The sequence below is a fragment of the Mesorhizobium sp. WSM1293 genome (genome assembly GCF_000513875.1).
Taxonomy (GTDB): Bacteria; Pseudomonadota; Alphaproteobacteria; order Rhizobiales; family Rhizobiaceae; genus Mesorhizobium; species Mesorhizobium ciceri.
Genome location: NZ_AZUV01000019.1, coordinates 85519 through 110877 on the forward strand (window position 1 = coordinate 85519; position 25359 = coordinate 110877).

Here is a 25359-nt window from a genome sequence, read left to right on the forward strand (position 1 = left end):
AAGGTCAATCACGTTCTTGCTCCTGCCTGGAGCCTGTAGCGGTCGAGGGCGACCGCCACGATGATGACCAATCCCTTGATGATGTACTGCCAGATGTCCGAGACACCGGCCAAGATGAGCCCGTTGGAGAGCACCGCGATGATCAGGCCGCCGATCAGCGTTCCCCAGATCGAGCCGACGCCGCCGACGAAGCTGGTGCCGCCGAGAATGACCGCGGCAATGGCGTCGAGTTCGTAGGACTGGCCCAGCTGCAAGCCGTTGGCGGCGTAGAGCCGGGCCGCCGACATGGCGCCGCCGAGGCCGGCCAGCAGGCCGGAAACGCCATAGACGAAGAGCAGCACCAGCGGCACCTTGATACCGGTCAGCCGAGCCGCTTCCGCATTGCCGCCGACGGCGTAGATCCAGGTGCCGAGCACGGTGCGCTTGAGCACCAGCCAGGACAGCACCACCACCGACAGCGCGATGATGACCAGCCACGGGATGCCGAACAGCGAACCGTTGCCGATGAAATCGAACGGCAGGTCCGAATTGAACACCGTCGTGTCCTGGCCGAGCAGGCGGGCGACACCGCGCACCGCGGTCAGCGAACCCAGCGTGACGATGAAGGGCGGCAGCTTGATGTAGGCGATGAGCAGCCCGTTGATGAGGCCGAAGCCGAGGCCGACCAGAATGGCCGCCGGCACGCCGAGCAAACCCCAGTCCGGCACCAGCGATACGATCACCGCCACCATCGCCGATGCGGCGAGGATGGCGCCGACGGACAGGTCGATACCGCCGGTGAGGATGACGAAGGTCATGCCGGCCGCCAGCACGATGTTGATCGACGACTGCTGGGTGACGATCAACAGGTTGGTCTCGGTCAGGAAGCGCGGGTTCAGGAACTGGAAGCCGGCCGCCAGCAGGATCAGCACCGGCAGCATGCCAAGGGCAGCGAAAGCCGTGCGCAACCGTCGGCTCGTGCCGGTCGCCTGGCCGCCCGCGCTGATCTCGGTCGCCTTGTCGGTCATTGCTGAGCCGCTCCCGTTGCAAGTTCCATGATTTCCTCCTGGCTCAGCGGTTCGCCTTGCGATGCCGTCACCTCGCCCGATATCTTTCCGTCGCGCATCACCAGCACGCGATCGGCGACGCCGATCACCTCGGGCAGTTCGCTGGAGATCATCAGGATGGCGATGCCCTGCTTGGCGAGATTGTCGATCAGCCGGTAGATTTCCGATTTCGCTCCGACATCGACGCCGCGGGTCGGCTCGTCGAGGATGACGACCTTCGGCTCGGTCTCGAGCAGGCGGGCGAGCAGCACCTTCTGCTGGTTGCCGCCCGACAGCGAGCCGGCATTGGCCTGCACCGAACTGGTGCGGATGGAGAGATCGGCAACGGCCTTGGAAGCACGCCTTTCGGCGGCCGCGAAGTCGCGCAAGCCGCCGGCGCGCGAATCCCGCGCCAGCACGCCCATGCTGATGTTGTCGGAGATCGACATGTCGAGGAACAGGCCGAGTTCCTTGCGGTCCTCGGTCAGATAGGCGATGCCGGCATCGAGCGCCTCGCGCGGCGAGCCGATGGTTACAGGTTTGCCGTCGAGTTCCAGCGTGCCTGAAATGTGCCTGTCGGCGCCGAAGATCAGCCGCGCAAGCTCTGTGCGGCCGGAACCGACCAGACCCGCCAGCGCCAGCACCTCGCCCTTGTGCAGGTCGAACGAACAGTTTTTCAGGAGACGGCCGTCGGACATGGCGCGCACCGAGAGCGCCACCGCGCGCTTTTCATCCGGCGGCCGATGATCCTTCTTGTAGAAAGCCGACAAATCGCGGCCGACCATCATCGAGACGAGGCGCGAGGCACTGAGGTCGGCACGCTCGAGCGTGCCGACATAACCGCTGTCGCGCAGCACGCTGACGCGGTCGGCAAGCTGGTACACCTCTTCCATGCGGTGGCTGATGTAGATGATGGCGATGCCTTGCGATTTCAGCGTCGCGATGACCTCGAACAGCCGGTCGGTCTCGCGCGAGGTCAGCGACGTGGTCGGCTCGTCCATGACGATGATGCGCGCATTGGTCGATAGCGCGCGGGCGATCTCGACCAGCTGGCGCTCGCCGAGCGACAGGCTGGAGACCATGTCGCGGGCCGAAAAGGAAACGCCGAGCCGCTTGATGATCTCGCTGGCGCGCCGGGTGCACTGGTCGCGATCGACGATGCCGAAGCGTCGCGGCTCGTTGCCGAGGAAGATGTTCTGCGCCACCGTCAGATTGGGCGCCAGCGACAGCTCCTGATAGATCACCGCGACGCCGCTGGCGCGCGCCTTGATCGGATCGCCGGTCGCAGCCGGCATGCCGTCGATCAGGATCTCGCCGCCGGCATCCGGCCGATAGGCGCCTGAAAGCACTTTCATCAATGTCGACTTGCCGGCGCCGTTCTCGCCCATCAAGGCGTGCAGCTCCCCGGCATGGACGCTGAGCGAGACATCGTGCAAGGCACGGATCGCGCCGAACGTCTTTGAGATGTGGCGCATCTCCAGCACCGGCTGGCGCGCCGTCTCGACCTGGGCAATCGCACTCATCGCGCACCTCCCACTGCCGCACCGGCGACGCCCCGGTCCATCGTGGCGTCACGCCAGTTGCTGCGATAGCCTGCCAACCCGGTGAAACGCGACGCGTGCACCGGCTCTGGAACTTCGGCGGCGAATTCGCGCCCGACGCTCTCGAAGGCGAGCGCCGCTGCACCCGTGGCGCTGCCCTCCAGCGTGGCGCCCTGCAGGAAAGCCTGGCCGGGACGCAACTGCGCCAGCAGTCCGGCCAACACACCGCCTGTGTTCAGCCCGCCATCGACGATCACCGTGTTGTTCGAATGGATGAGGTCGAGCGACAGATCGACCATCAGCGCGACGTAGAGCAGCGCCGCCGCCGCGCGTTCCTCGGCATCGGGCGTGCGCCCCACCAGCCGGCCGGACTGACTGGGCATCGGCCCGCCTGGCGCGAAGCTCGGCAGCGCCATGATGCCGGCATCGATCACCTGCTGCACCACCGGACGGGCGATCTCGCCTTGCCAGCCGCCGCTGATGGTTGCGAATTCGCGCCCGCCCATGAAGCGAATGGTCGGCACCGGGCCGCCGCCGACATCGACATTGACCAGCATGTCGCGATCCCGGTCGAGTGCGTCGAGCGGGCAATCCGGATTGAGCACGACGACCCAGGTGCCGGTCGAAACGACGGTGACCGGGCCAAGCTCCTGCCGGCGATAGGCATAGAGCGCCGCATTCGAATCATGGACGCCGTTGTGGATGGCGATCGGTCGCGCCGCAGCGTCGAGGCGGTGCTCGCCGATAACAGTGCCGGCGCGCTCGAAGCCAGGCATCCGGTCACGCCAGCCCTGCGCGTTGACCAGCGAGGAAAAGTCCTGGCTCCGCGGCGCCCACAGATGCGAATGGCAGCCGAGATAGGACACTTCCGAGACCGCCCGCCCGCCAAGGCGCCAGCTCCAGTATTGCGGATAGCCGAGGATCGATTTCGACGTAGCGAACGCGTCGGGATCGACCTCCTGCAGCCACAGCATGTGGCGGCCGTAGTTGAAGCCGAGCGGCAGCCGCGGCGAAAAGGTCTCGGAAAAGTCCGGAATGCGGCGATCGATCCGCGCGGCAATCTCGGCCGGCGGCTCTTGCTCGTAATCGAGGATCGGATGCGTCAGCGCCGCTTCGTCGACCAAGGCAAAGGTGCAGCCATGGCCCGACACCATGACCCCTTCCACACCATGACGGTCGACCGCATCGGCAACGGCGCTGAGCGCCCAATGGTGGAGCGCCGCCTCGTCGAGCACGCTGAAGACGCCTTGGCGCACCCATTTCGGCTGTGTCCGGCGCTCGTCGATGATCCGCCCGTCCTGGCCGAAGACGAACAGCTTCGAATTGGTCTTGCCGAAATCGAGGACAGCCACCTTCACTGGATGGCTCCCGAGGCTATCCGCACCATGACGCCGGCGTCTTCCAGCATGCGCGCATCGGCGTCGGAGAGACCGTCGTCGGTGACCAGCGTGCCGATGCGGGAAAGCGGCAGCGCGACGTTGCGCGCGTGGATCGACAGTTTGCGGCTGTCGGCCAGCACCACGATCTGGTCGGCGCAAAGGCTGAGATCGACGATCGAGCGTACCAGCAGCGGGTGCGATTCCATCACGCCTTCCTGGCCAAGGCCTTGCGCGCCGAGAAAGAATTTGGAGGCATAGAAGGGCACGGCCTGGCTGAGCGAATGGATGATGCCGGGTTCGCGATGCAGATCACCGCCCGCAACCGTCAGGCTGCAATGGCCGTGGTCGCTGAGATAGGCCGCCAGCGGCATCGAGTTGGTGTAGAGGCGGATGTTGCGCTCGGCGAGCTTGACGCCCAGATGGAAGCAGGTCGAGCCGCCATGCACGATCACGGCGTCGCCGTCGCGCACCATGGTCGCCGCGAGAGCGGCGATCTGCCGCTTGGCCTCGACCGCAAGGTCGCGGTTCTCGTCGTAAGGCCTGGCGTAGGCAACACCGGCCTGGGAAGCGCCGTCGAGCGCCGAGATGCCGCCATAGACCTTCCGCGCTTCGCCGGCCTCGTCGATCCTGTCGATATCGCGCCTGACCGTCGCGGCTGAAACGCCAAGCCGCTCCTGCAACTCGCGCACCGAAGCGAACGGACGATCCCGCAACAGTTCGACGATCTGACGCTGGCGGCCGGAGTCGCTCAATTCTTTCCTCCCGGATGCCATTTTCCATGGCAATTGGCGTAACTTACTCAACATTAGTCGGATTGCAAGCGTGTTTGATGACAGTAGATCACTATTGACGTAGATCACTCGTATCTGCGATATCAGCGCCAATTCGATCCCGGCAACGGGATTTCGCGCAGGACACGGCCGAGCCGTTGGAGGAAAAGCGCCATGGCGACCCAAGCTGACGCGCAGGAACTGGCGGCCTTGCGGGCGCTTTCGGCCAGCATCGGGCGGAGCCCGCATCTCACCCAGGCGGCAGGCGGCAACACCTCGCTGAAAGCCGGCGACACGCTGTGGATCAAGGCCTCCGGCACCTGGCTGAAAGACGCGCTCGTCGATGACATCATGGTGCCGGTGGCGATGGCGCCGCTGCTGAAAGCCGTCGAACAGCGGGATCGCGCCGCCGACCAGCCGCAGGGTTTCACCATTGCAGCGCTCAACCCGCGCGGCCTGCGGCCATCGATCGAGACCACGGTGCACGCTTTGATGCCGCAGCGCGTCGTTCTGCATGTCCATTGCGTCGACACCATCTCGCTTGCCGTGCAGGCCGATGGCGAGGCCGAGGTCGCCAAGCGGCTCGATGGCATCGAATGGGCCTATGTGCCCTATTTCCGGCCCGGCCTGCCGCTTGCACGCGGCATTGCCGAAAAACTGCGGCCTGGTGTCGACGTGCTGATCCTTGGCAATCACGGGCTGGTCGTCGCTGCCGAAACCGTCGCCGGGGCGGAGCTTCTGCTGCGCCGTATCAGGTCATTGCTGGCCCGGCCGGCGCGCGCGACCGCCGCACCCGACCTCGACGCCTTGGCCGCGCTTGCCGGCGACAGCGGCTACAGATTGCCGGCCGATGTCGAAGCGCATGCGGTTGCGCTCGACCCTGAGAGCCGCCGCATGGCGCAGGCCGGCAGCCTCTATCCGGACCACGTCATCTTCCTCGGCCAGGGCTCCGTCGTGGCGAAGCCAGGCGAGGCCGTGGCCGATGTCGTTGCGAGACTGGGCACGCCGCCTGCGGCGATCCTGTTTCCCGGCGCAGGCGTGCTGATGCGCGGCGACGCCAGTGCCGGCGCCGATGCCATGCAACGCTGCCTCGCCGACGTGACGGCGCGTGTCGACATCGCCGCGCGGCTGAACTATCTCACCGCTTCCGAGAATGACGAGCTGGTCAACTGGGACGCCGAGCAGTATCGCCAGAAACTTAACGCGGCTGGCGGCTAGCATGGACATGATGCCACTTGTCATCGGCATCGACATTGGCACATCAGGTGCGCGCGCCGTCGCCATGCGCCCTGATTTTTCCATAGCCGGGCATTCGGCCGTTCCACTCGACAGGTTTGGCCGCGATGGCCGAGCCCCCACGGCGTGGTGGCAAGCGGTCAAGGCGGCGCTGACGGAGCTGCTTTCCGGCATCGACCGCACGGCGGTCCGCGCCATCGCCGTCGACGGCACCTCCGGCACGCTGCTGCCGGTCGACGCCGCCGGGCGGCCGCTGGCCGAACCGCTGATGTACAACGACAAGGTCGATGACGACGACATCCTGGCCGCGATCGCCCGCACCGCGCCGGCTGCAAGTGCAGCGCACGGAGCGACATCCGGCCTCGCCAAGGCCCTGCGCTTCCAGCATCTGCCGGGTATTGCAATGGTGCTGCATCAGGCCGACTGGATTGCCGGAAACTTCTCCGGCCGCTTCGATGTCAGCGACGAGAACAATGCCCTGAAGACAGGTTATGATGTCGAGGCCCGCCGCTGGCCGGAATGGATCGCGGCGACCGGAATGCGCATGGAGTTGCTGCCGCGCGTGGTCGTGCCGGGCGAGGTCACGGGCGCCCTCACCGCGGAAGCCGGGGAACTGTTCGGCTTGCCGCGCGATGTGGCCGTCGTCGCCGGCACCACGGATGGCTGCGCCTCGTTCCTGGCGACCGGTGCTGCCGCGATCGGCGACGGCGTCACTGCGCTGGGATCGTCGCTGACCATCAAGATCCTGTCCGACCGGCCGATTTCGGCGCCGCGCTTCGGCATATACAGCCATCGGCTCGGCAACGCCTGGCTGGCGGGCGGTGCCTCGAACTCGGGCGGCAAGGTGCTGGCCCAGCACTTTCCGCTCGCCCGTATCATCGAACTCAGCGCGACAATCGACCCGGAGACGGGCACCGGCCTCGATTACTATCCGCTTCCCGCCACGGGCGAACGGTTTCCGATCGCCGATCCGGCGCTGCCGCCTCGCCTTGCGCCGCGGCCGGCGGACGACGCCGATTATCTGAAAGCGATGTTCGAAGGCATCGCCGCGATCGAAGCGCTCGGCTATGACAGGCTTGCCGAACTCGGCGCGCCCACGCTGATATCGGTCAGGAGCGTCGGAGGCGGGGCAGCGAACCCGGCCTGGACGGCAATCCGGCGTCGCAGGCTCGGCGTCGATTTCCTGCCCGCGCTTTCCGACGAGGCCGCCGCCGGCACGGCGCGGCTGGCGCTGATGGGTGCAAGCCGGGCAGGACTCCTATGAGCGCGAAAACGATCGAACGTCTCGACGGCCTCGGGCCGCTGGCGGAGCGCTATAATGTGTTTCTGCTCGACCAGTTCGGCGTGCTGCACGACGGCACGCGGCCCTATCCAGGCGCAGTGGCAGCGCTATCGGCGCTGAAACGCGCCGGCAAGACCGTGGTGCTGGTTTCGAACTCCGGCAGGCGGGCTCAGCCCAATGAAAGCCGGCTCATAAAACTCGGCTTCGAAGCGGGAAGCTGGGATCATTTCGTCTCTTCCGGCGAGGTGGCGTGGCGATCCTTTGGGGAGATGGCGGCGTCGGGAAAGCTGCGCCCGGGGACAAAATGCCTGCTGATCAGCCGCGACAATGACCGCTCCGCGATCGAAGGCCTGCCATTTGCGCTGACCGGGTCCGGCGATGAGGCCGAGCTGGTGCTGATCGCGGCCAGCGAGGGTGACCGCTTTGACCTTGACCATTATCGCAGGCTGTTCGCGCCGGCGGCGGAGCGGCGGGTGCCGTGTTTCTGCACCAATCCCGACATCATCATGCTGACGGCCGTTGGCCCTCGCTTCGGCGCCGGCCAGTTGGCCGATCTCTACGAAAGCCTGGGCGGCAGCGTTACCCGCATCGGCAAGCCCGACACGGCGATTTTCGACGCCGCGCTGGCGCTGGCCGGCGAGCCGGACCGTGGCACCGCGGTCTGCGTCGGCGACAGCGTCGAACACGACATATCGGGGGGAAACAGCACCGGCATCGCCACCGCGCTGGTGCTGAGCGGAATACTGGCGGACACACCGGATCTCGCCGCTGTTTTCGACGAACAGCAGGCCTGGCCGGACTACATCATGGATAGCTTCAGCTTCCGCTGACCGCTTCCAGCATGCGCCGCGCGCTCTCCTCGTCGGTGATCAGGATGGTTGGGGCGATGAGGGTCATGGCGCCGAGCAGCGCTTCGGTTTTCTCCTCGCCACCGGAGGTGAGGATGCGGATCGGTGCCTTGCGCAGACGGTCGACATCCACCGACATCACGTGGCTGTTGACGGGGTGGTCGACCAGATCGCCGTTGCGGTCGAAGAAATGGAACAGGAGGTCACCCACGGCGCCACGCGCAAGCAGGGCCTCCCGATCCGCCTCCTTGAGGAAGCCACCACGAGAGAAGGTGGTGGCCGAGGCGATCCCGCCGACGCTCAGCAGAACGGCATCGAGCACGTCGGCCATTTCGAAAATCTCCTGCAGGCCGCAGCGCTCGATCAGGGCGATCTTGGTCTCGACGCTGTCGACCACGGCTGGTGTCGGCATCAGATAGCCGTCGCCCTGGAATATCTGAGCGAAGCGCCAGGCGAACTCGGCTGGGTTGACCCGGCGCACGACGCCGACACCGCCAAGCAGCGAAATCACCTTGAAGTCGGTGAGCGACTTGGCGCTGATGAAAGGCAGGCTCGAGAACAGCGTCTGCCCCCAGCCGACGCCGACCCGCATGCCGGACTTCATCGTGTCCGACAGGAAGCTGCCGGTCTTGGCGCTGATCGCTGGTATCGGATCGGCATCGGCTGCCGAAAGCGGCGCCACCAGCGCCTGCTGCAGCCCGAACGTCTTCTCCAATGCGCGCTCAAGCCGCACGATTTCCGACAATTCGCTCTCGATGGTGATCTTCACTTCGTTGCGCGCCCGGGCATCCGCCAGCATGCGCACGATGGTGACGCGACCGACGCCGAGCACGTCGGCGATCTCGTTCTGCGTCATCTGTTCGACGAAATACATCCAGGCGGCGCGAATCCTGAGGCGATCCGTCCGGCTTTCGCTGGCGACCTGCTCGGTTGCCTCGCCTCGACCGTCTTCGCTTTCGCCCTGTCGTCGTCTGCCCAAGTCTGTCTCTCCCCCTGCGGCGACGGACGAGGGCGCCGCCGCCGATTCTGCATGCTGGTCTAGTATCGCCTATTGATCTACCTATCGATAGGAACAATGTAGAGAGTGGCGGCTGCCCGGTCGGCTATCCGCAGCAAATTTCAAGGCGATCCGCGATGCTCCGACAAATCTCCGAAGATGTCCGCGTCAATCTGAAGGACCGGCTGCGGGAAGTCCGCGAAATCATCCGCCAGAGCCGCCATGACGGCAGCGGCGATGCCAGTATCCTGCGCGAAGCAACCAGCCATCTGCCACCGTTTCCAGGCAAGGGCATCGAAGGCCTGCTCAGCCATGCCGCGAGTGCCGTCGACGAAGCACTGTCGATCGCCGAAGCTTTCGTCCCGCATGAGCGCCCGATCAAGGTGGACGGCACCACGGTGAAGGGCCTCGGCACCTATTTCCCGGTCGGCAACGAGGATCGCCAACTGGACGCCGAGCGCCTGTTCCGGCGCGATATGTATTATCTGACCAAGGCGGTGCTTGCCGGCCTGAACATCGACAATGCCCGCATCCACGAAGCCGATTTCGCGGCCGTCCATGCCACGATGCGCAAGCGGCATGGCGATCTCCTGGCCGCATTGGCCGCGCCGGGTGCCGGACTGCAGGCAATCGCGGCCACCTGCTCGGCGCTGCTGGTCGAGTGCCTCAATCAGCGTCCCGTTCGCTTTGCCGAGACCGAGCCGGGAACGCCGACGGGCGGCCGGGCGCTCGACATAAGCTGCCTGGCGCCGCTCGCTTTGGCCTGCGGCCTGGCGACCACCGGCAGCGACGGCGCGCCGGAGCCGGATATGCTTGAGATCGCGATCTTGGCGGCGGATATTCGCCACGATCGCATCGTTCAGGCTTGCGCCAAGGCAAACCCGATCAGTGAATTGACACCGGTCTTCGCCACCTTGCTTGCCCATCTGCCGTAGTTGGCCGGCCTGGGCTAGCCTTCGGCGGCCATGGCCATGATCGCTTTCTTGGCGCGCTGGATCGAAGCCGGGCTCATCGAGAGTTCGGTCAGCCCCATCTTCACGAAAGTCGCAATCAGATCCGGACGGCCGGCCGCCTCACCGCACATGCCGACCATGATACCGGCGGCGACGCCGGCTTTTGCCGTCATTTCGATCGCCGACATGACGGCCGGATTGGTGACGTCATTGAGCTTGGCGACGGTCGGATTGAGCCGGTCGGCGGCCATGATGTACTGGGTCAGATCGTTGGTACCGATCGAGAAGAAAGCGACCTCCTTGGCCAGCGCCGGGGCAATCAGCACGGCGGCCGGGGTTTCGATCATGACGCCGAGATCGAATGATGCGTGCGGCACGCCTTCGGCTTTCAGCTCGGCCGTGCATTCGTCGACCAGCACGCGCGTCTGCCTGACCTCCGAGATGTCGGACACCATCGGCAGCATCACCTTGATGTTGCCGTGCACGGCTGCGCGCAGCAGCGCCCGCAGTTGGCGCTTGAAGATGTCGGGCCGGTCGAGACACATGCGGATGCCGCGCCAGCCGAGGAAGGGATTCTCCTCGTCGGGAAATTCGATGCCGGCAATCGGCTTGTCACCGCCGATGTCGAGCGTGCGCACAATGACCGGATAAGGCGCAAAAGCCTTGGCCAGCGCCGCATAGGTCTCGGCCTGCATGTCTTCCGAGGGCAGATGCATATGGCGCATGAACAAAAGCTCGGTGCGGAACAGGCCGATGCCCATGGCACCAGCCTCTTGCGCCGCTTCGATTTCCTCGAGTGAGCCGATATTGGCCGCCACCTCGATGATCCTGCCGTCCGCGAGCTTCGGCGTCACCGTCTTGAAGACGGTCAGCCCGGCGCGCTCCTTTGCCGCCGCTTCGATGCGGCCGGCGAAATCGGCACGGGTCGCCTCGTCGGGGTCGATGATCACATGGCCGGCATTGCCGTCGAGCGCGACGTCTCGCGCGGTACGCAAGGCATTGACCTGGTCGCCGAGGCCGAGCACGGCCGGAATGCCGTGCGAGCGCGCGATGATGGCGATGTGCGAGGTGGCGCCGCCATGGCCGCACACCACGCCGCCGATACGCTTCAGCGGCGCGCGTGCCAGATCCCAGGCGCCGATGTCGTCGGCGATCAGGATAGCGCCTTCAGGGATGTTTTCGAGGCTGACATCGTCTTGGCCCAGCAACACCAGGCAAATCTGCCGCCCGACCGCATGAACGTCATCCGCCCGCGCGTTGAGATAGTGATCGTCGACGGCGCTGAATTCGGCGGCAATGGTGGAGGCGGCGGTGATGACGGCGGAAACCGCGTCGTTGCCGCCCTTGATCAGGCCCTCGGCCTCACCAGTCAGGCTGTCGTCGGCGGCGATATCGCGCAGCGCGGCGACGATGCCGCGGTCTCCAGCCGACAGGCTGTCCTGCGCCAACGCATGATCCATGCGGGCCTGGACCGCGCCGACAGCCGTGCGGAACCTGTCGATCTCGCCTTTTATCTCCTCGGCCCGCAACATGCGGCCCTGTCCGGCGATATCGGGTGGGAAATGCGCAAAGGCCGGGCCGACGGCGAAACCTTCGCTGGCGGCCACGCCACGCAAGCGGTTTGCCCCGCCAGGTGCCGCCGGCACGGATCCCGGCGCGGGTGCCGCTTCCTGCCCGGCATCGTTGGCTGGGCTCTGCGCTTCCGCTTCATCATCGAGGCCGGCCCGCGGATTCTCGAGATAGCCGATCAGCGCCTCGAGCGCCTCGATGGCATCGGCGCCATTCGCCCGCACCGTGACTTCCTGGTTCTCCTTGACCGCCAGCAGCATCAGCTTGACCGAACTCTTGGCGCTGACCGCCTTGCCGTCCTTGATCAGTTCGACGTCGGATTCGAAGCCCTTGGCGAGCTTCACGAACCGCGTCGCGGGACGGGCGTGCAAACCTTCATGCACTCTGACGATGGTCGAGCGTTCCATGGCAAATACTCTGGTTTTGGGCGCCGCTCCCAACATGGGCCGCGGCGCGAATGCTGTCAGGCGGCGATGGTGATGATCGCGCCGGTCTTCAGGGCGGCCACGAGCGCTTGCGGATCGACTTGCGACGCACAGATCTCGCCCGGTCTCTCGGCCTCGGTAGCGCCGTTGAACGAAATGACGACATGACCCATTTCCAGCACCTTGCTCCACGCGCTGGAGCCGACCGCTGTGATAACAGCGGCAACCGGGCCGAGGGTGATCGAAGCGCCCTTGGCGGGCGCTCCGTCACTTGGTCCCTGCTCCGCCTTGTGGAGCACCGAAACCTCGGCAAGCTCCGGCGGCGAGCCATCCGCAAACAGGATGACCACGCCCCCTTCGGCAAGGTCCGCCACTTCGGGGCCGATGGCAGTGACCCGTGTTCTCAAAAGAACCGTCATATGGCGAACCTCATTTTCTCAACTTTCCCTAGAGCGGTGAACCGCTCTATCTCTTTGTTTGACGCAGTTTCCAAGGGAAAGCATTGTGCGCTTTTCCCGGAATTGCCTTAGAACACGATCAGGCTGACGACCCAGGCGATCAGCACCGAGACCGGCCCCATGATCTGGCGGCTGATGAGCACCGCCGGAACGCCGATTTCGATCGTCTTGGGCTTGGCCTCGCCGAGCGCCAGGCCGACGGGGACGAAGTCGCAGCCCACCTGGGTATTGTAGGCAAACAGCGCCGGCAGTGCCATTGCCGGCGAAATCGTGCCGTTGGCGATCTGCGGGCCGATGATGGCAACGCCGATGACCTGCGCGATGACAGCGCCTGGCCCGAGGATGGGCGACAGGAACGGCAGGCCGCAGATCGCCGAGATGATCAGCAGGCCGACGATGTTGTTGGCCAGCGGACCCATGGGCTGCGCCAGCACATCGCCGATGCCGGTATACAGGATCAGACCGATGAGCATGGTCACGAAGGCCATGAACGGCAGCACGTTGCGAATGACCTGATCGATGGTGCGGCGGCCGGCATTGAAGAAGATGCCGACGATACGTCCCATGACGCGGCCGATCGTGCTGATGAGGCCGATCAGCCCACCTTCGCTCGGCAGCGGCTGTGGTGCCGCGGTCGCATTGTTGCTTGAACTCATCGCTGCTGCTCCCCCTGCAGTCGTGATCGTTTCGGATCCGTCCGCCATTGTGATGTTGGCCGGCTTCACGCCCGAAACGTAGATGTCCTCGGTGATGAACTGGGCCAGCGGCCCGGATTGACCGACCGGCGTCAGATTGACGGTCGGGATACGTTTGCGCGGATAGACGCCGCATCGTGCGGTGCCGCCGCAATCGACGACGACAACCGCCATCTCGCTTTCGATCGGCGGTGCCCTGAAGCCGTCGACGGCCTCGGCGCCGGTCATGTCGGCGATGAGCTGCGCCACCGGGTGAATGCCACCACCGGTGACGGAAACCACCTTGCTGCGCTGTTCGGTCGGCTCGATGATGAGCGGGCCACCCCAGCCGGTTTTGCCCTGGGAGATCTTAACGGCTTTATATGTCTTGGCCATGATGTCCTCCCCGCCCTTACAGCTCGACGCCCTGGCGGCGTGCCATGATCGCGGTGATGCGTTCGGTCAGCATGCCCTTGAGCAGGATGACGACGAGGCCGACGATGGCGTACCAGATCGCCACCTTGACGTGGTAGCCGGCGACGACGACGCCCTTCTTTTCCAGCTCCAGCAGCGCGACGAGAATGCCGCCCCAGACGAAATACTCGCCGGGATTGATGTGCGGGAACAGGCCGAGCGGCGGGTGCACATAGGACACGGCCGCGTCATAGAAGGCTGGCTTGTGCTTTTCTTCCAGGAACGATCCGAACGTATAGGCCATCGGATTGGTGAGGAAGAACACCGCCAGCAGCGGCAAAAGCGTGTAGCGCGTCAGCGCGATCCGGCCGGCGCCGCGCGCCAGGCCATGCACGCGCTCTTCACCGACCAGTTCGGTGACGGCATAGAAGGCCGTCATCAGCACGACCAGCGTCGGAATGATGCCGGTGACGAAGCCGGCGAAGACCTCGCCACCCTTCTGGAAGATGCCGATGAAGTACTTGCCGATGGCGGTCAGCCAGCCGAGCTGCTCTTCCTGCTGGACGTCCTTCAGCTTTTCCTTGAACTGATCGACGGTGATCGGTCCGCTGTCCGCTTGTGCGAGGACAACGAGATGGTCGGAGGCATGCTCGACAGCGAGCTTGCCATGCAATGCGGCATCCGAAACCATGGCACCTGCGACATGCAGATTGTGCACGGCCATGTCGGCATGCTGCGCCAACAACGAAAATACAGACATTTCTCCTCCTTATGCCACCCGCCGGTTGATCCCAGTCGGTGCGCGGCGTCCTCTATCCCTTTGATTTAGAGCCCGAAATCATCCGGCTCTAAGCCCTTGCTACGTTCAAACCGGACAGGCCCGGCTTCTTCCCCGGCTCCGACCGTGTCTTGTCGATCTGCTCGATCGCCCGTTTCACGGCCTCGGCCACACCGGGTTCCCCCTCCCCCATGATTGCAGGGTTGGACCGGAGTCGATCGAGGGGAACACCCTCGAATTCTTCATGTCGCTTGAACTTGGTGAAGACGGAACGGCCGCTCATCACCATCAGGCGGCGCACGACCAGATCGGGCGTCACCACCACGAGCGCGATGGTGCCCTTGGCCAAGCGTCCGCGAAAATTGCCGGCTCCGACGAAGCCGTCCTTGTACTGGTCGGTGACGCCCCTGAAGACATCCGAATAGTGCCGCATCTGCAGCCAGACGCCGAGCGACTGCAGTGCCCACACGATAACCAGCAGAAGCAGTCCCCACTGCCAAATCGCCATTCGGTTCTCCTCCCGAAGCCTCAGTTGAATCGCACCTTGGACCGGCGCGTGACAACAGCAAAGTGAGAACATTTGTTTCCGAGAATGTCAATATGTATGATATTGGACTCTGAAGCGGTCATCTACAGGGCCGCTGACAGATTTCGGCGGCGGCGCGCTTGTGCTAGGCTAACCGGGAAACAGGATACGAGGAAACATGGACCTGCCCTTCAGGGACGAACTGGCCTTGATGCCCGATCTTCGCCATCGGCTGCGGCAGTTGCGCTGGTTCCGCGCCACCTTTCGCGGCAGCGCCAAGGTGGTCTCGGACACGTTCGGCGTGCGCTTCGAGATCGACGAGGCCAAGCTCACCAGGGCCTTTCTCGACTGGGTCGAGATCATGGAGGCGCAGAAGCGCTTCGCCGCGATCGACCGCGCCGACTTCATCGTCTTTGCCGCCGGCCTCGTGCTGCGTGAGCTGATAAAACAGGCGCCGGCCAGGGAAATCTCCGGCCTCACGCAGCTGATCGAGACGGAAACGAACGCCGGCACGCTGGAAATCGTCCGCTTCTGGCCGGAGGGTTTCCTCTACACCAACTACTGCGTCTCGGTGATTTCGGCGATCCACGAGCAGGAATTCGGCACGGCACCCGGCATCGACAAATGCGCCGACGATTTGCGCACCTGGTGGTCCTATCGCGAGAATGTGACCGAGATGCCGGCCTATGCGGTGGCTTTCCTCGACCGCTTTCTCGGCGCCGAACCGAACTGGATCACCCCGGATCGCGCGCAGTCCCGGCAAGCCATGCAACGGGCGCTCGGGTCTTCCCGTGCGAGCGATGCGTTGCGCCAGCTTTGAGCCCGCTCTTCGCGTCCCCAAAAACGCACGTGCTATTGAACATTTGACTTTTTGCCGATAGCGATGTGCGAAAATTGACTCGAGAGGGAAACGCGTGGCGCGACCAAGGCCTATTATTTTCGATTGCGACGGCGTTCTTGTCGACAGCGAGCCTCTGGCCGCCCGCGCCTATGAGCGCGTCTACGAAAAACACGGCATGCCCGGCGTCAACACCAGCATCATCGCCCAATGCATCGGCATGAAGCAGTCCGATATCATCGCCAGGATCAAAGATTTGACCGGCCACCAGTTTCCGGCGGCGGCGGACGGCGACATCTGGGCCGAGACCAAGGTGCTGTTCTCGCAGGAATTGAAGCCGACACCGGGAATCACTGCGTTTCTGGATGCGCTCGCGGGCGATCGCTGTGTCGCCTCGTCCTCCTCCGTCGAGCGCATAAACCACAGCCTTGCGGTGACCGGGCTGGCGCGTTTCTTCGGCGATGCGATCTACAGTTCCTCGATGGTCAAGAACGGCAAGCCCGCGCCGGACATCTTCCTCTTCGCGGCGGACAAGATCGGCGCCAATCCCGTTGACTGCATCGTCATCGAGGACTCGCCCTTCGGCATCCAGGGCGCGATCGCCGCCGGCATGACGGCGATCGGCTACACCGGTGGCGGCCATACCTATGCCGAGCACGCCGCGCGGCTGACGGCTGCCGGTGCCGATTTCGTCTGCGCCGACTGGCAAGAAGTTAGCCGGCAATTGGCTAGGTTTGGTGTGCCGGCCTAGTTTAGACGATACTTTGTGAATCCACGGCTGGCCCATTCGCCAGGCGGCACGAGTGAGCCCACACGGAAGTTGAAGGACAGGACCCTCGTCGCATCGGCGTCGACTTCGCATCGGAAATTTAGGTTGTACCAAGCGTTTCTGGTGCTGAAGGCGGCCTGCGAAGGATTGAGAACATTGCCTTTGTCCAGCGTAATGGTTGGCACCCATTTGACCGTATAGTCGGCACTTTGCAGTTCCCGGCTCAGAACATTGCCGCAAAGGGTGGCCACCCGCTGACCGCGCGGCACATTCTCCATGGAGCTTGTAGCGAACGCATTGCCGGTTGCCCCTTGCGAGTAAAGCTTTCTGACGCCCGGAAGGCCGGAATAGATTGGTGATCCTGCAACGTCGTTGTTGGTGGGATTTGACCTTCCAGCATTCCCGATCGGCGCTTTGAAAGCTCTTGCGGGTTTGAACGTCATTGTCTTGGCAGGTTTGGACTTTGCCTTTCCAGTCGAAGCTGGAGGCGCCGGCTTGTCACCGGTCTCAGCCGTCAATGGCTTTGGCGTCACGACGGCTTGCTTTTCGTCAGGTTGCGGTGCGAGTTCTTGTTTGTCCGGCTGCTGTTTGTCGGTGTCCTCGGTCGCCTGCTTTTCCTCGCCTTGCGCGGGCTTTTCGTCCGGCGCAACGGTGGCCGGCTTCTCGTCAGGCTTGCTGGGGTCTGCCTTCTGCTGTGGCGTTGCAGCCGGGGCGGGCTCCGTCGGCGCGGGTGTCGGCGCGACAGGCGGCTTTGCAGCCTCATCCTTGGCCGGCGACGGCGTGTTGGGTTTAGCGCTGCTTCCGTCGAGCGATTTCTCCGGCCCGGTATCTTTCTGGCCGTACTGGAAAACGCGCTTCAGAACCTGGTCGTCTGGCGGTTTCGGCGGCGGCGGCTTTTGTTCAGGCGGCTTTTCAGCCTTCTTTTCAGGTGTCGGTTCCGGCGGCTTTGGAGCAGGTTTCGGCTTGGGCTTCTCGGGCGGCGGCACGATCGCGACATTGACGGGCTGTTCCTGCTGAACCGGCTGCTGCTCGGGTCTCGGCAGGCCATAGATCAGAAACGCTGCGATGAGCGCATGCAGGATCAGCGATGCGGGCAAAGCCCACAGCAAATGCCGCCGCCGTTCTCCTGTTTCGCCCTTCATCCGCACCGATGTGGAATGAAATAGCGGCGGCTTCAAGCAGAGGTAGTGGATTGGCTTGATTTAACCGCTGACAGGTTGGTGATCGGATGACGACGCGCAGACCTCAGGTCAGCCAGTTTGCCGCTGGCGCGGGATCCCGTCCAGAAACCGTTCGTCCAGCCGCGTCTCGCCAAGCCAGTTCAGCCGGTTGATGCTGATGAAGCCGGCATCGATCGCGTCGTTCTCGTCGCCCGGCTGGCTGTCGTGAGCCCGCCCGCGCGGCACGGTGATGACCGTGCGGTCGCCGTCGCTCTCCACGATCTCGGCCTTGCGGGCGATCTTGTCGCGACCGATGCGCGGCTGGCGGATTTCGGCCGGCAGCGAGGTCGGCAGGTTGATGCTCAGCCAATGACCCTCAGCGGCCCAGTCGGCGCGCGATTGCCACAGGGACACGATCAGCGCGCCAAGCCATTGGTCGTCGCCATCGGTGAAATCAGGATTTTTCACGCGTGAGAAGCCAATGGCCGGAACGCCCCAGAAAGTCGCCTCCCGCGCAATGCCGAGCGTGCCGGAATAGGCAAGGTCCTCGGCAACGTTGCGGCCATCGTTGACACCCGACAGCACCAGATCTGGCTTCTTCGTATCGGCGAACAACCAGGTCATGGCGCTTACCACGCAATCGGCCGGGGTGCCGGAACAGGCGTACCAGTTCGGTTTGAGGCGCCGCATGGTCAACGGCCTGGCAATCGTCAATGACGAGCCGGCAGCGGTGCGCTTGCCGTCGGGCGCGACCACCCAGACATCGCCGCTCAACGCGCTGGCGGCCGCGACCAGACGGGCAAGCCCCGGCGCTTCGATGCCGTCATCGTTGCAGATCAGAATTCTCATCGTTTTCTTGCCTCCGACACCACTATGCGCTGGCCGGTGCGGCATTGCGTGCGCAGCGACGGGATGTGGGTTTGCAGGTCGCCGAGAAGATCCGGCGTGCAGGAATGGCCGAGTGCCGCGGGACGGCCGGCCTTCTCCCAGATATCGACATTGCCCGACAGCGTCGGATGGGTCGGCATGCGTACCCAGTCCGCCCGACCGGCCTTGTGCAACAGATCGCCCGGCGAACCTGACGGCAGATGCCCGGTAAGCAGCACCGGAAAACCGGAATGGTCGGCACGCGGCAAGAGGCGCGACGATGGGCCGGCTTCACCCATGCCGTCATCCGCCAGCAGCGGCATGGACGGCAGGGGATCGGCATCGGTCCAGTCGGCTGCGTCTTGCAGGCGGCGGCGCAGCAACGTTGAAACGCCCGGCAACAGGGCTGCCGTGGCGCCGATCTGCGCTTCCAGGGACGAGCGCATGCCGGCATGGATGGCGAACGGCCCCGGCAAGGCCGCGATCAGCTCCAGCGAGCGACCAGAGAGCGGCGTCGGCAAAAGACACCGGTCCGAATGCCTCGCAACCCATTGCGAGATTTCGAGCGCCCGCGCCGCCCCCGGCACCGGATCGGCGCCATAGGAAGCATCGAGGACAAGCAGGTCGCAGTGCGGGATGGTGTCCATGACGAAGACATTGCTGTCCGGCACCACATCGGCGGAATAGGCGACGCGGCTCTCGCCATCGTCGACGGCAAACCAGACGCCGCCCACGACATGTCCGGAGCGTCCCGTCCGGATCGTAAGATTTCCGCTCTTCAGCGTATCGCCGGGTTCGAACAATTCGATGCGATCTTCGGGAAAAGGAAACCGCCTGAAATCCTCGGGCTCAGCATAGCCCGCGAGCGTGGCAGGCGCCTCGTCGCGGGTCTCGGCGGTCATGAAGATCGGACCGGCATAACCGCGCGACAGCAGCCAGCTCAGCGCGCCGACATGATCCTCATGCGCATGCGAGACGAACAGCGCATCGATGTCGGCGACCGAGCCGTTCAGCGCCGGATAGTAGTCCGCCCCCGAGGCGCCGACCTTGATGCCGACGTCGAGCAGGATGCGATCCTTGCCGCTGCTGACAGCAAGGCTGGTGCGGCCCTTTTCGCCAAAGCCGCCGAGCAGGTCGAGCATCATCACGATGCCGCCCCCGCCGCCGGGATCAGCCAGCCGGAGCGTATCCGCAGGCGTGCCTGGGCTCCGCTCTCCAGCGCGACCGGATCGGGCTGTTCGAAATGCAAGGTGAGGTCGGGATTGGTCGAAGGCGTGAATTCGATGCGCGCCGAGCCACCCTGGTAGATCACCCGCTTGACCAGACCATCGAAGCCGGGGCCATCCGGCGACACGTCGAGATCGGCCGACCGGCAGCAGACCTTTGCCCCGGTTCGCGGCCGCTCGCCTGGCCGGCAGCGGACAATCAGTTCAGCGCCGAGAACGCGGACCTTGCAGTGCCCTCTTTCTTCCGCGCTCAACACATCCGCAGGCAGCAAAATGCCCTGCGAAATGAAGGAAGCCACCATTTCATTTGCCGGCTCATGATAGAGTTCGCGTGGCGTCGCCAGCTGGGCAAGACGCCCGCCATCCATCACCGCGATCCGATCGGCCAGCGCCATCGCCTCGGCCTGGTCATGGGTGATGTAGACGATCGTCGTGCCGGTGCGCTTGTGGAAGGACGCGAACTCGTCCTCCATCGAAGCCCTCAGATGCACGTCGAGATTGGCCAGCGGCTCGTCGAACAGAACCAACGAGGGCGCGGCGACAAGGCAGCGCGCCAATGCCACGCGCTGGCGTTGGCCGCCGGACAGATTGGCCGGCCGACGCTCGCCCAGCCCTTGCAGATTGACCAGGGCGAGTGCGTCTTCAACCTTCCGGCGGGCGACGGCCTTGTCGAGCTTCGCCACCTTCAGCGAATAGCCGATGTTTTCGGCGACCGTCATGTGCGGCCACAGCGCGTAGTTCTGGAAGACGATGCCGACGCGCCGCTTTTCCGGCGCGACGCTGCCGCCCTTGCCCGACACGACCTCATTGCCGATGCGGATTTCGCCTGAGGTCACTTTCTCGAATCCGGCCACCAGCCTCAGCAACGTCGTCTTGCCGCAGCCGGAAGGGCCGAGCACTGCCAGGAACTCGCCGTCGGCGACGTCGATCGACACGTCCTTGACGGCATCGAAATTGGCGAAGCTCTTGGTCACATTGTCCAGGCTCAATCGCGCCATGGCAGCACTCCGGTCGGAAGGTAGGGGGCAAGCAGATTGGTGACCAGCATCAGCACGAAGGTGACCGCCACGGTGATGACGGACATCGCCGCCGCATAGTTGGAATCGCCGCCCTGCTCGAAGGAGAACATCACCACGCCGATGGTTTCCGAGCCCGACGACCACAGCAGCGCCGAAACGGTGAGTTCGCTCAGCGCCGTCATGAAGATCAGCAGGCCGCCGGCGATCGCCGCCGGTGCCACCAAGGGAAAGATGATCGTGCGCATGCGCGTGAACAGCCCGGCGCCGGCCACTTGCGCAGCCTCCTCCAGCGCCCGGTCGATCTGGTGGTAGCCGCTGATGGTTGGCCGCAGCGCCAGCACCAGGAAGCGGGCGAGATAGGCGTAGAGGATGATCCAGACGGTGTTGTAGAGCTGGATGCCGGTCAGCGGGATCGGCCGCAGGAACATGAGCAGCGAGGCGATCGCCAGCACCACGCCGGGCAAGGCATAGGGCAGTTCGACCGACAGATTGAGCAGCCGCACCCAGCGCTGCTTGCCCCAGGCGATCAGATAGCCGATCGGCACGGCAACCAGGACCGCGAAGAAGGCCGCCGCGATCGACAGCCAGAAGCTGTTGAAGAAAGCCCTACTGGCGGCATCATGCTCGAACAGCACGAAGCGATAATTGTCGAGCGTCACCGTCTTGGCGGTGAGCGCGATGCCGTAGCCCGGCACCAGCGATGTCAGAACCAGCCCGAACAGCGGCAGGAACAGCACCACGATGATCAGCAGCCACATGCCGGCCTGCACGGCGGGCCGCCAGCGGCCGAGTTCATAGGGCTCGGCCGAAAGCGATGTGGAGCTGATGCGATAGTCGCGGCGGCGGCTCATGATCTCCTGGGTAAGGATGCCGGCCATGGCGATGATGCCGATCAGCACCGACAGGAACGCGGTTTCGCCGAGCACGGCAGGACCGCCGCCGGCCAGCTTCTGATAGATCAGGGTCGGCAGCACGAGATAGTTGGCGGGAATGCCGAGAAAGGCCGGAATGCCGAAATTGCCGACGCATGAGACGAAGGCAAGAGCAGCGGCCGCCATGATCGACGGCGTCATCAAGGGCAGCACGATGGTGACCAGCACGGTGAACCAGCCGGCGCCGCCCGCCCGCGCGGCTTCGACCAGCTCGCGCGGCAGCTTGCGCAGCCCGGCGCGCACCAACAGGAAAACCAGCGGGCCATACTGCACGCCGAGCAGCAGGATGATGCCCGATGTCGAATAGAGCGGGTTCCTGGTACCGAGCGGCGGTGCCGCCCCAAACAGCTTGAGGAACGGGCTTGCCGGGCCGAACAATTGCAGCCAGGCCAGCGCCGTCACCTGCGGCGCGATCATCAAGGGCATGACGTAACAGAGCACCATGGCGCTGCGAGCGCGGATATCGGTCAGGGTGACGAGGACGGCCACCAGCGTTCCAGACAGCACCGCAAGCAGGGTGCCGCCGATACCGACGACCAGTGTGTGCCAGGTGGCGATCCAGGTCGCCGGACTGGCGAGCCCCGCCTTTATCGCGACGGTCGACAGCGTGCCGCCGGGCGCCACGATCTCCTTGATCAGGCGCAGCATCGGCAGCAGGGAAAGCAGGACGATGACGATGGCTACCGCCGCCGTCAGGACCATTTCCTGGCCCCGGCTTTCCCTGATCCGTGTTGACATGATTGCGTTTCCTGGGGTCGATCAGCCGAGGCGATCGGGGTTTTGCCCGTCAGGGATACCGCTGGGACGGCACCCCTGACTGGATTGCCGGCTCAGCCGCCGAACAGTTCCGAGAACTTCGCCTTGTCGGCGTCGGTTTTGGCGACGATTGCCTTGGTGTCGAACGGCATCACCTTGACCTTGACGCCTTCCGGCAGCCATTCGGGGCGGCCGACCGAGGCGCGCGCCGGCAGATAGCCCATCGAAAGCGCAAGCTTCTGGCCGTCATCGGAAAGAATGAAGTCGACGAACTTCTTGGCGCCGTCGACATTCCTGGCGGTCTTCATGATGGCGACCGGTTCGGTCACTGCCGGCACACCTTCCGAGGGGAACACGAACTCGACCGGGGAACCCTTCTTCTTGGCGTTCATCGCCATGAAGTCGACCAGGATGCCATAGGGCTTTTCGCCCGATGCCACCGACTTCAGCACCGCACCATTGCCGCGCACGCTGACGGTGTTGTTGGTCTTCAGCTTCTGGAAGAAATCCCAGCCATAATTGGCGTCGCCGACGAAGCCCGAAAGCAGGTAGGCGGCGGCACCCGAATAGAGCGGGCTCGGCATGACCAGGCCATCGGCATAGGCGGGCTTGGCAAGATCGGCCCAATGCTGCGGCTTCTCGGCCGCGGCGGTGTTGTAAACGATGCCGGTGGTGATCAGCTTGCTGCCGAAATAGGTCTTGTCGGCGTCATAGGCATCCGCCTCGATGCCATCGAGCTTTGCCTCGGGATAGGGCAGTAGCCGGTCGTCCTTCTTCAACAGCTCCATCGAGACCGCATCGGCGATCAGAAGCACGTCGGGCTGCGGGCTGCGGGCGGCAAACTCGGCCGCCATCTTGGTCAGGATGTCGCTCGTTCCGGAGCGATAGATATTCACATCGATACCCGGCTGGGCCTTCTTGAAGGCATCCACGGTCTTGGCCGCGTCGGCTTCCGGCTGGGACGTGTAGAGCGTCAGTGTTTCGGCGTTTGCCACGCCGGCAAACAAAGTTGCCGCGAGTGCCAGCTGGCTGGCCAGCAGCTTGATGAAGTGCGTCTTCAATGAGACCTCCTGTCTTTCTGTGCATGACCGGTCCGGCTCAGGCCGGCTCCCCGTCTCTTCCTCCCTGCACGGCGCATATGACTGGTGGATGACACAGCGCGTGAAACCCACAAAATATGTTCATATGTACGATGTCAATTACAAATGAACAGAAATGTGCGACAATCGACACGCCGCAGATCCGGCATCAGTTGACATCCGGCCGGTATTTCCTTGATGAGCACCGGTCAGGCCACGGCTCATGAGGGACAGGAACCGATGACCACAGAAAAACCCAGACAGGCTCGCCTGCCGATGGTCTCGTCGGACCTTACCGTCAAGACGGCATGGCTCTACTATGTCGAAGGTTTCACCCAGGAACAGATTGCCGAAAAGCTCGATGTCTCCAGGGTGAAGGTCATGCGTACGCTGGCCTCCTGCACCGCCGAGGGCATTGTCGTCACCATGATCAACGCGCCGACCGCCGGGCAGGTGGCGCTCGAGCGGGGACTGGAAAAGCGCTGGGGTCTGAATGCCGCCGTCGTCATCCCGACGCCTTCGGCGCATGACCATCTGGAGAAAGCCATCGGCCATGCCGTCGCGGCCTATCTCGGCGAGCAGATGCAGGACGGCATGACGCTCGCCATCGGTGGCGGCGCGACCCTGCATGCCAGCCTCGGCTTCCTTGCCCGCCGGCAGCTGAAGCGTGCCTGTGTGGTGGCGCTCGTCGGCAGCCTGCCGCACTCGCAATGGATCAATCCGTCCATCGTTGCCGCCAAGGTAGCCGATGTCTTCGAGGTCGACAGCTACCAGATCACCGCGCCGGTCACGGTCGACAATTCCTCGCTGCGCGATCTCCTCTGGGCGCAGCCGACCCTGCAGGATGTACGCCAACGCGCGGCCGCCGCCGACATCGCGCTGCTCACCGTCGGCGACATGTCGCCCGACGCCACCATCTTCCGGCATGGCATCGTTCCGTCATCGCTGATCGCTCCGTTGAAAGCGAAGGGCGCGGTCGCCAACATGCTGTGCTATTTCGTCGATGCCAATGGCCGTTTGGTGGACCACGAGGTCAACGGGCGTGTCATGGCCATCGATCTCGATGTGGTCGGCAAGGTGCCGAATGTGGTTCTCGCCGCGGGCGGCAAGCGCAAGGTCGCGGCGATCCTCGCCGCACTGAAAGCAGTCGACACCAATGTGCTGATCACTGACAGCGACACCGCCACGGCGCTGCTTGCCAAGGGCGGTTAGATGAGCCCGCGCTCGCGCAAAAAATCCTCGACGCCGACATGGGTCATGGATTCGAATTCGGCGATCGCCTCGGCCACCCGCTTGCGCTGCGCCGCCAACAGTGTGAACACCTGCTTCATCTCGCCGGAAACACCAAAACGGCTCCACCGCTCGGCGATATGCGTGGGCAGACCGATGTCGGCGCAGAACGCGTCCAGACTGTCATAGCCGAGGCTGGTGACGAGCTGCCTGGTCTCCTCCGCCGACATGCGAGGCTCGAAGGCGTGGTCGTGCAGGCGCTGCGCCACCAGCTTGATGTCGGATGGCGACGCACCCATGACCTTGCCGAACAGGGTTTTGACGTCAGATGGGTCGAATGCAGGCATATTTGGCCTCCCTGGATCGCAATCCAGATAGAACATGGGTCAAGGGTCAGCGCCTGACAAGTCGTTTCTGTCGCAAGCCGGCGCATCAGTCGGCGCCGGCTTCTGCTTGGTGGATCAGACCAGCAGGCCCATCGGATTTTCAAGGAGGTTCTTGAAGGCGACCAGCAGTTCGGCACCCAGCGCACCGTCCACGGCGCGGTGGTCGGTCGACAGCGTCACCGACATCACGGTGGCTATTCTGATCTCGCCGTTCTTGACCAC

25 protein-coding genes are annotated in these 25359 nt (G+C 64.3%); 7 read left to right on the forward strand and 18 right to left on the reverse strand.

Annotated elements, in window-relative coordinates; translation table 11 throughout:
* Positions 1 to 8 precede the first annotated feature (8 nt).
* From M729_RS0122600 to M729_RS0122615, 4 genes are read right to left on the reverse strand one after another with little or no spacing between them, the layout of a single operon-like run.
* Positions 9 to 1007, reverse strand: a complete 999-nt coding sequence (locus M729_RS0122600; RefSeq protein WP_027162931.1) for a COG4158 family protein — start codon at positions 1005 to 1007, stop codon at positions 9 to 11.
* Entirely contained in the window at positions 1004 to 2548 is a 1545-nt protein-coding gene (locus tag M729_RS0122605) for a sugar ABC transporter ATP-binding protein (RefSeq protein WP_027162932.1), read from the reverse strand. Before M729_RS0122605 ends, M729_RS0122600 begins: the two co-directional genes overlap by 4 nt.
* A complete protein-coding gene (locus tag M729_RS0122610) occupies positions 2545 to 3924 on the reverse strand; it encodes a carbohydrate kinase (RefSeq protein WP_027162933.1) in 1380 nt (459 codons plus the stop codon). The genes M729_RS0122605 and M729_RS0122610 overlap by 4 nt, the downstream gene beginning before the upstream one ends.
* Positions 3921 to 4697 (reverse strand): DeoR/GlpR family DNA-binding transcription regulator, encoded by a 777-nt coding sequence (locus tag M729_RS0122615; RefSeq protein ID WP_013529337.1) that lies wholly within the window; start codon positions 4695 to 4697, stop codon positions 3921 to 3923. Before M729_RS0122615 ends, M729_RS0122610 begins: the two co-directional genes overlap by 4 nt.
* Before the next feature lie 192 nt (positions 4698 to 4889).
* On the opposite strand from M729_RS0122615, the gene M729_RS0122620 reads away from it, so the two are divergent.
* From M729_RS0122620 to M729_RS0122630, 3 genes are read left to right on the forward strand one after another with little or no spacing between them, the layout of a single operon-like run.
* Positions 4890 to 5933: a class II aldolase/adducin family protein gene (locus M729_RS0122620; RefSeq protein WP_027162934.1), complete on the forward strand. Its 1044-nt coding sequence runs from the start codon at positions 4890 to 4892 to the stop codon at positions 5931 to 5933.
* 7 nt (positions 5934 to 5940) lie between these two features.
* Entirely contained in the window at positions 5941 to 7215 is a 1275-nt protein-coding gene (locus tag M729_RS0122625; RefSeq protein WP_027162935.1) for an FGGY-family carbohydrate kinase, read from the forward strand.
* The gene (locus M729_RS0122630) at positions 7212 to 8063 is read left to right on the forward strand and encodes a TIGR01459 family HAD-type hydrolase (protein WP_027162936.1); all 852 of its coding nucleotides are present in this window, start codon (positions 7212 to 7214) and stop codon (positions 8061 to 8063) included. Before M729_RS0122625 ends, M729_RS0122630 begins: the two co-directional genes overlap by 4 nt.
* Here M729_RS0122630 and M729_RS0122635 read toward each other — a convergent pair.
* Positions 8050 to 9060 carry a sugar-binding transcriptional regulator gene (locus tag M729_RS0122635; RefSeq protein ID WP_013529333.1) on the reverse strand — a complete coding sequence of 337 codons (1011 nt, stop codon included), beginning with the start codon at positions 9058 to 9060 and terminating at the stop codon, positions 8050 to 8052. The two genes, M729_RS0122630 and M729_RS0122635, sit on opposite strands and share 14 nt — an antisense overlap.
* A gap of 155 nt (positions 9061 to 9215) precedes the next feature.
* Between M729_RS0122635 and M729_RS0122640 the strand changes: the two genes are divergently transcribed.
* Complete coding sequence (locus M729_RS0122640; protein ID WP_027162937.1) at positions 9216 to 10013, forward strand: hypothetical protein; 798 nt, start codon at positions 9216 to 9218, stop codon at positions 10011 to 10013.
* A gap of 14 nt (positions 10014 to 10027) precedes the next feature.
* Here M729_RS0122640 and ptsP read toward each other — a convergent pair whose 3' ends face one another.
* The 5 genes from ptsP to M729_RS0122665 form a co-directional block, all read right to left on the reverse strand.
* Positions 10028 to 12007 (reverse strand): phosphoenolpyruvate--protein phosphotransferase, encoded by a 1980-nt coding sequence (ptsP, locus tag M729_RS0122645; protein WP_027162938.1) that lies wholly within the window; start codon positions 12005 to 12007, stop codon positions 10028 to 10030.
* 56 nt (positions 12008 to 12063) lie between these two features.
* The gene (locus M729_RS0122650; protein ID WP_013529330.1) at positions 12064 to 12444 is read right to left on the reverse strand and encodes a PTS glucitol/sorbitol transporter subunit IIA; all 381 of its coding nucleotides are present in this window, start codon (positions 12442 to 12444) and stop codon (positions 12064 to 12066) included.
* A gap of 107 nt (positions 12445 to 12551) precedes the next feature.
* Complete coding sequence (locus M729_RS0122655) at positions 12552 to 13553, reverse strand: PTS glucitol/sorbitol transporter subunit IIB (RefSeq protein ID WP_024503717.1); 1002 nt, start codon at positions 13551 to 13553, stop codon at positions 12552 to 12554.
* A gap of 16 nt (positions 13554 to 13569) precedes the next feature.
* Positions 13570 to 14331 carry a PTS glucitol/sorbitol transporter subunit IIC gene (locus M729_RS0122660; protein WP_013529328.1) on the reverse strand — a complete coding sequence of 254 codons (762 nt, stop codon included), beginning with the start codon at positions 14329 to 14331 and terminating at the stop codon, positions 13570 to 13572.
* A gap of 88 nt (positions 14332 to 14419) precedes the next feature.
* Positions 14420 to 14857 carry a transcriptional regulator GutM gene (locus M729_RS0122665; protein WP_013529327.1) on the reverse strand — a complete coding sequence of 146 codons (438 nt, stop codon included), beginning with the start codon at positions 14855 to 14857 and terminating at the stop codon, positions 14420 to 14422.
* 196 nt (positions 14858 to 15053) lie between these two features.
* On the opposite strand from M729_RS0122665, the gene M729_RS0122670 reads away from it, so the two are divergent.
* Together M729_RS0122670 and M729_RS0122675 are read left to right on the forward strand one after the other, a co-directional pair.
* Positions 15054 to 15695: a hypothetical protein gene (locus M729_RS0122670; protein ID WP_027162939.1), complete on the forward strand. Its 642-nt coding sequence runs from the start codon at positions 15054 to 15056 to the stop codon at positions 15693 to 15695.
* A gap of 94 nt (positions 15696 to 15789) precedes the next feature.
* A complete protein-coding gene (locus tag M729_RS0122675; RefSeq protein ID WP_027162940.1) occupies positions 15790 to 16464 on the forward strand; it encodes an HAD family phosphatase in 675 nt (224 codons plus the stop codon).
* Here the strand turns inward: M729_RS0122675 and M729_RS0122680 are convergent.
* From M729_RS0122680 to M729_RS0122705, 6 genes are all read right to left on the reverse strand, one after another.
* Positions 16461 to 17624, reverse strand: a complete 1164-nt coding sequence (locus M729_RS0122680; protein ID WP_027162941.1) for a DUF930 domain-containing protein — start codon at positions 17622 to 17624, stop codon at positions 16461 to 16463. The two genes, M729_RS0122675 and M729_RS0122680, sit on opposite strands and share 4 nt — an antisense overlap.
* Positions 17625 to 17732: 108 nt before the next feature.
* Entirely contained in the window at positions 17733 to 18491 is a 759-nt protein-coding gene (locus M729_RS0122685) for a 5'/3'-nucleotidase SurE (RefSeq protein WP_027162942.1), read from the reverse strand.
* Entirely contained in the window at positions 18488 to 19654 is a 1167-nt protein-coding gene (locus tag M729_RS0122690; RefSeq protein ID WP_027162943.1) for an MBL fold metallo-hydrolase, read from the reverse strand. Before M729_RS0122690 ends, M729_RS0122685 begins: the two co-directional genes overlap by 4 nt.
* Positions 19654 to 20733 (reverse strand): ABC transporter ATP-binding protein, encoded by a 1080-nt coding sequence (locus tag M729_RS0122695; RefSeq protein WP_027162944.1) that lies wholly within the window; start codon positions 20731 to 20733, stop codon positions 19654 to 19656. The genes M729_RS0122690 and M729_RS0122695 overlap by 1 nt, the downstream gene beginning before the upstream one ends.
* Positions 20721 to 22424: an iron ABC transporter permease gene (locus M729_RS0122700; RefSeq protein ID WP_027162945.1), complete on the reverse strand. Its 1704-nt coding sequence runs from the start codon at positions 22422 to 22424 to the stop codon at positions 20721 to 20723. The genes M729_RS0122695 and M729_RS0122700 overlap by 13 nt, the downstream gene beginning before the upstream one ends.
* Before the next feature lie 92 nt (positions 22425 to 22516).
* Entirely contained in the window at positions 22517 to 23503 is a 987-nt protein-coding gene (locus tag M729_RS0122705) for an ABC transporter substrate-binding protein (RefSeq protein ID WP_027162946.1), read from the reverse strand.
* 258 nt (positions 23504 to 23761) lie between these two features.
* Here M729_RS0122705 and M729_RS0122710 point away from each other — a divergent pair, with 258 nt between their 5' ends.
* Positions 23762 to 24733, forward strand: a complete 972-nt coding sequence (locus tag M729_RS0122710) for a sugar-binding domain-containing protein (RefSeq protein WP_027162947.1) — start codon at positions 23762 to 23764, stop codon at positions 24731 to 24733.
* Here M729_RS0122710 and M729_RS0122715 read toward each other — a convergent pair.
* Together M729_RS0122715 and M729_RS1000000137540 are read right to left on the reverse strand one after the other, a co-directional pair.
* Positions 24730 to 25098: a hypothetical protein gene (locus M729_RS0122715; protein ID WP_027162948.1), complete on the reverse strand. Its 369-nt coding sequence runs from the start codon at positions 25096 to 25098 to the stop codon at positions 24730 to 24732. The genes M729_RS0122710 and M729_RS0122715 overlap by 4 nt on opposite strands.
* A 114-nt stretch (positions 25099 to 25212) precedes the next feature.
* Positions 25213 to 25359: 2-oxo acid dehydrogenase subunit E2 (locus M729_RS1000000137540; RefSeq protein ID WP_198032126.1), on the reverse strand; the 147-nt coding region annotated here is incomplete at its 5' end.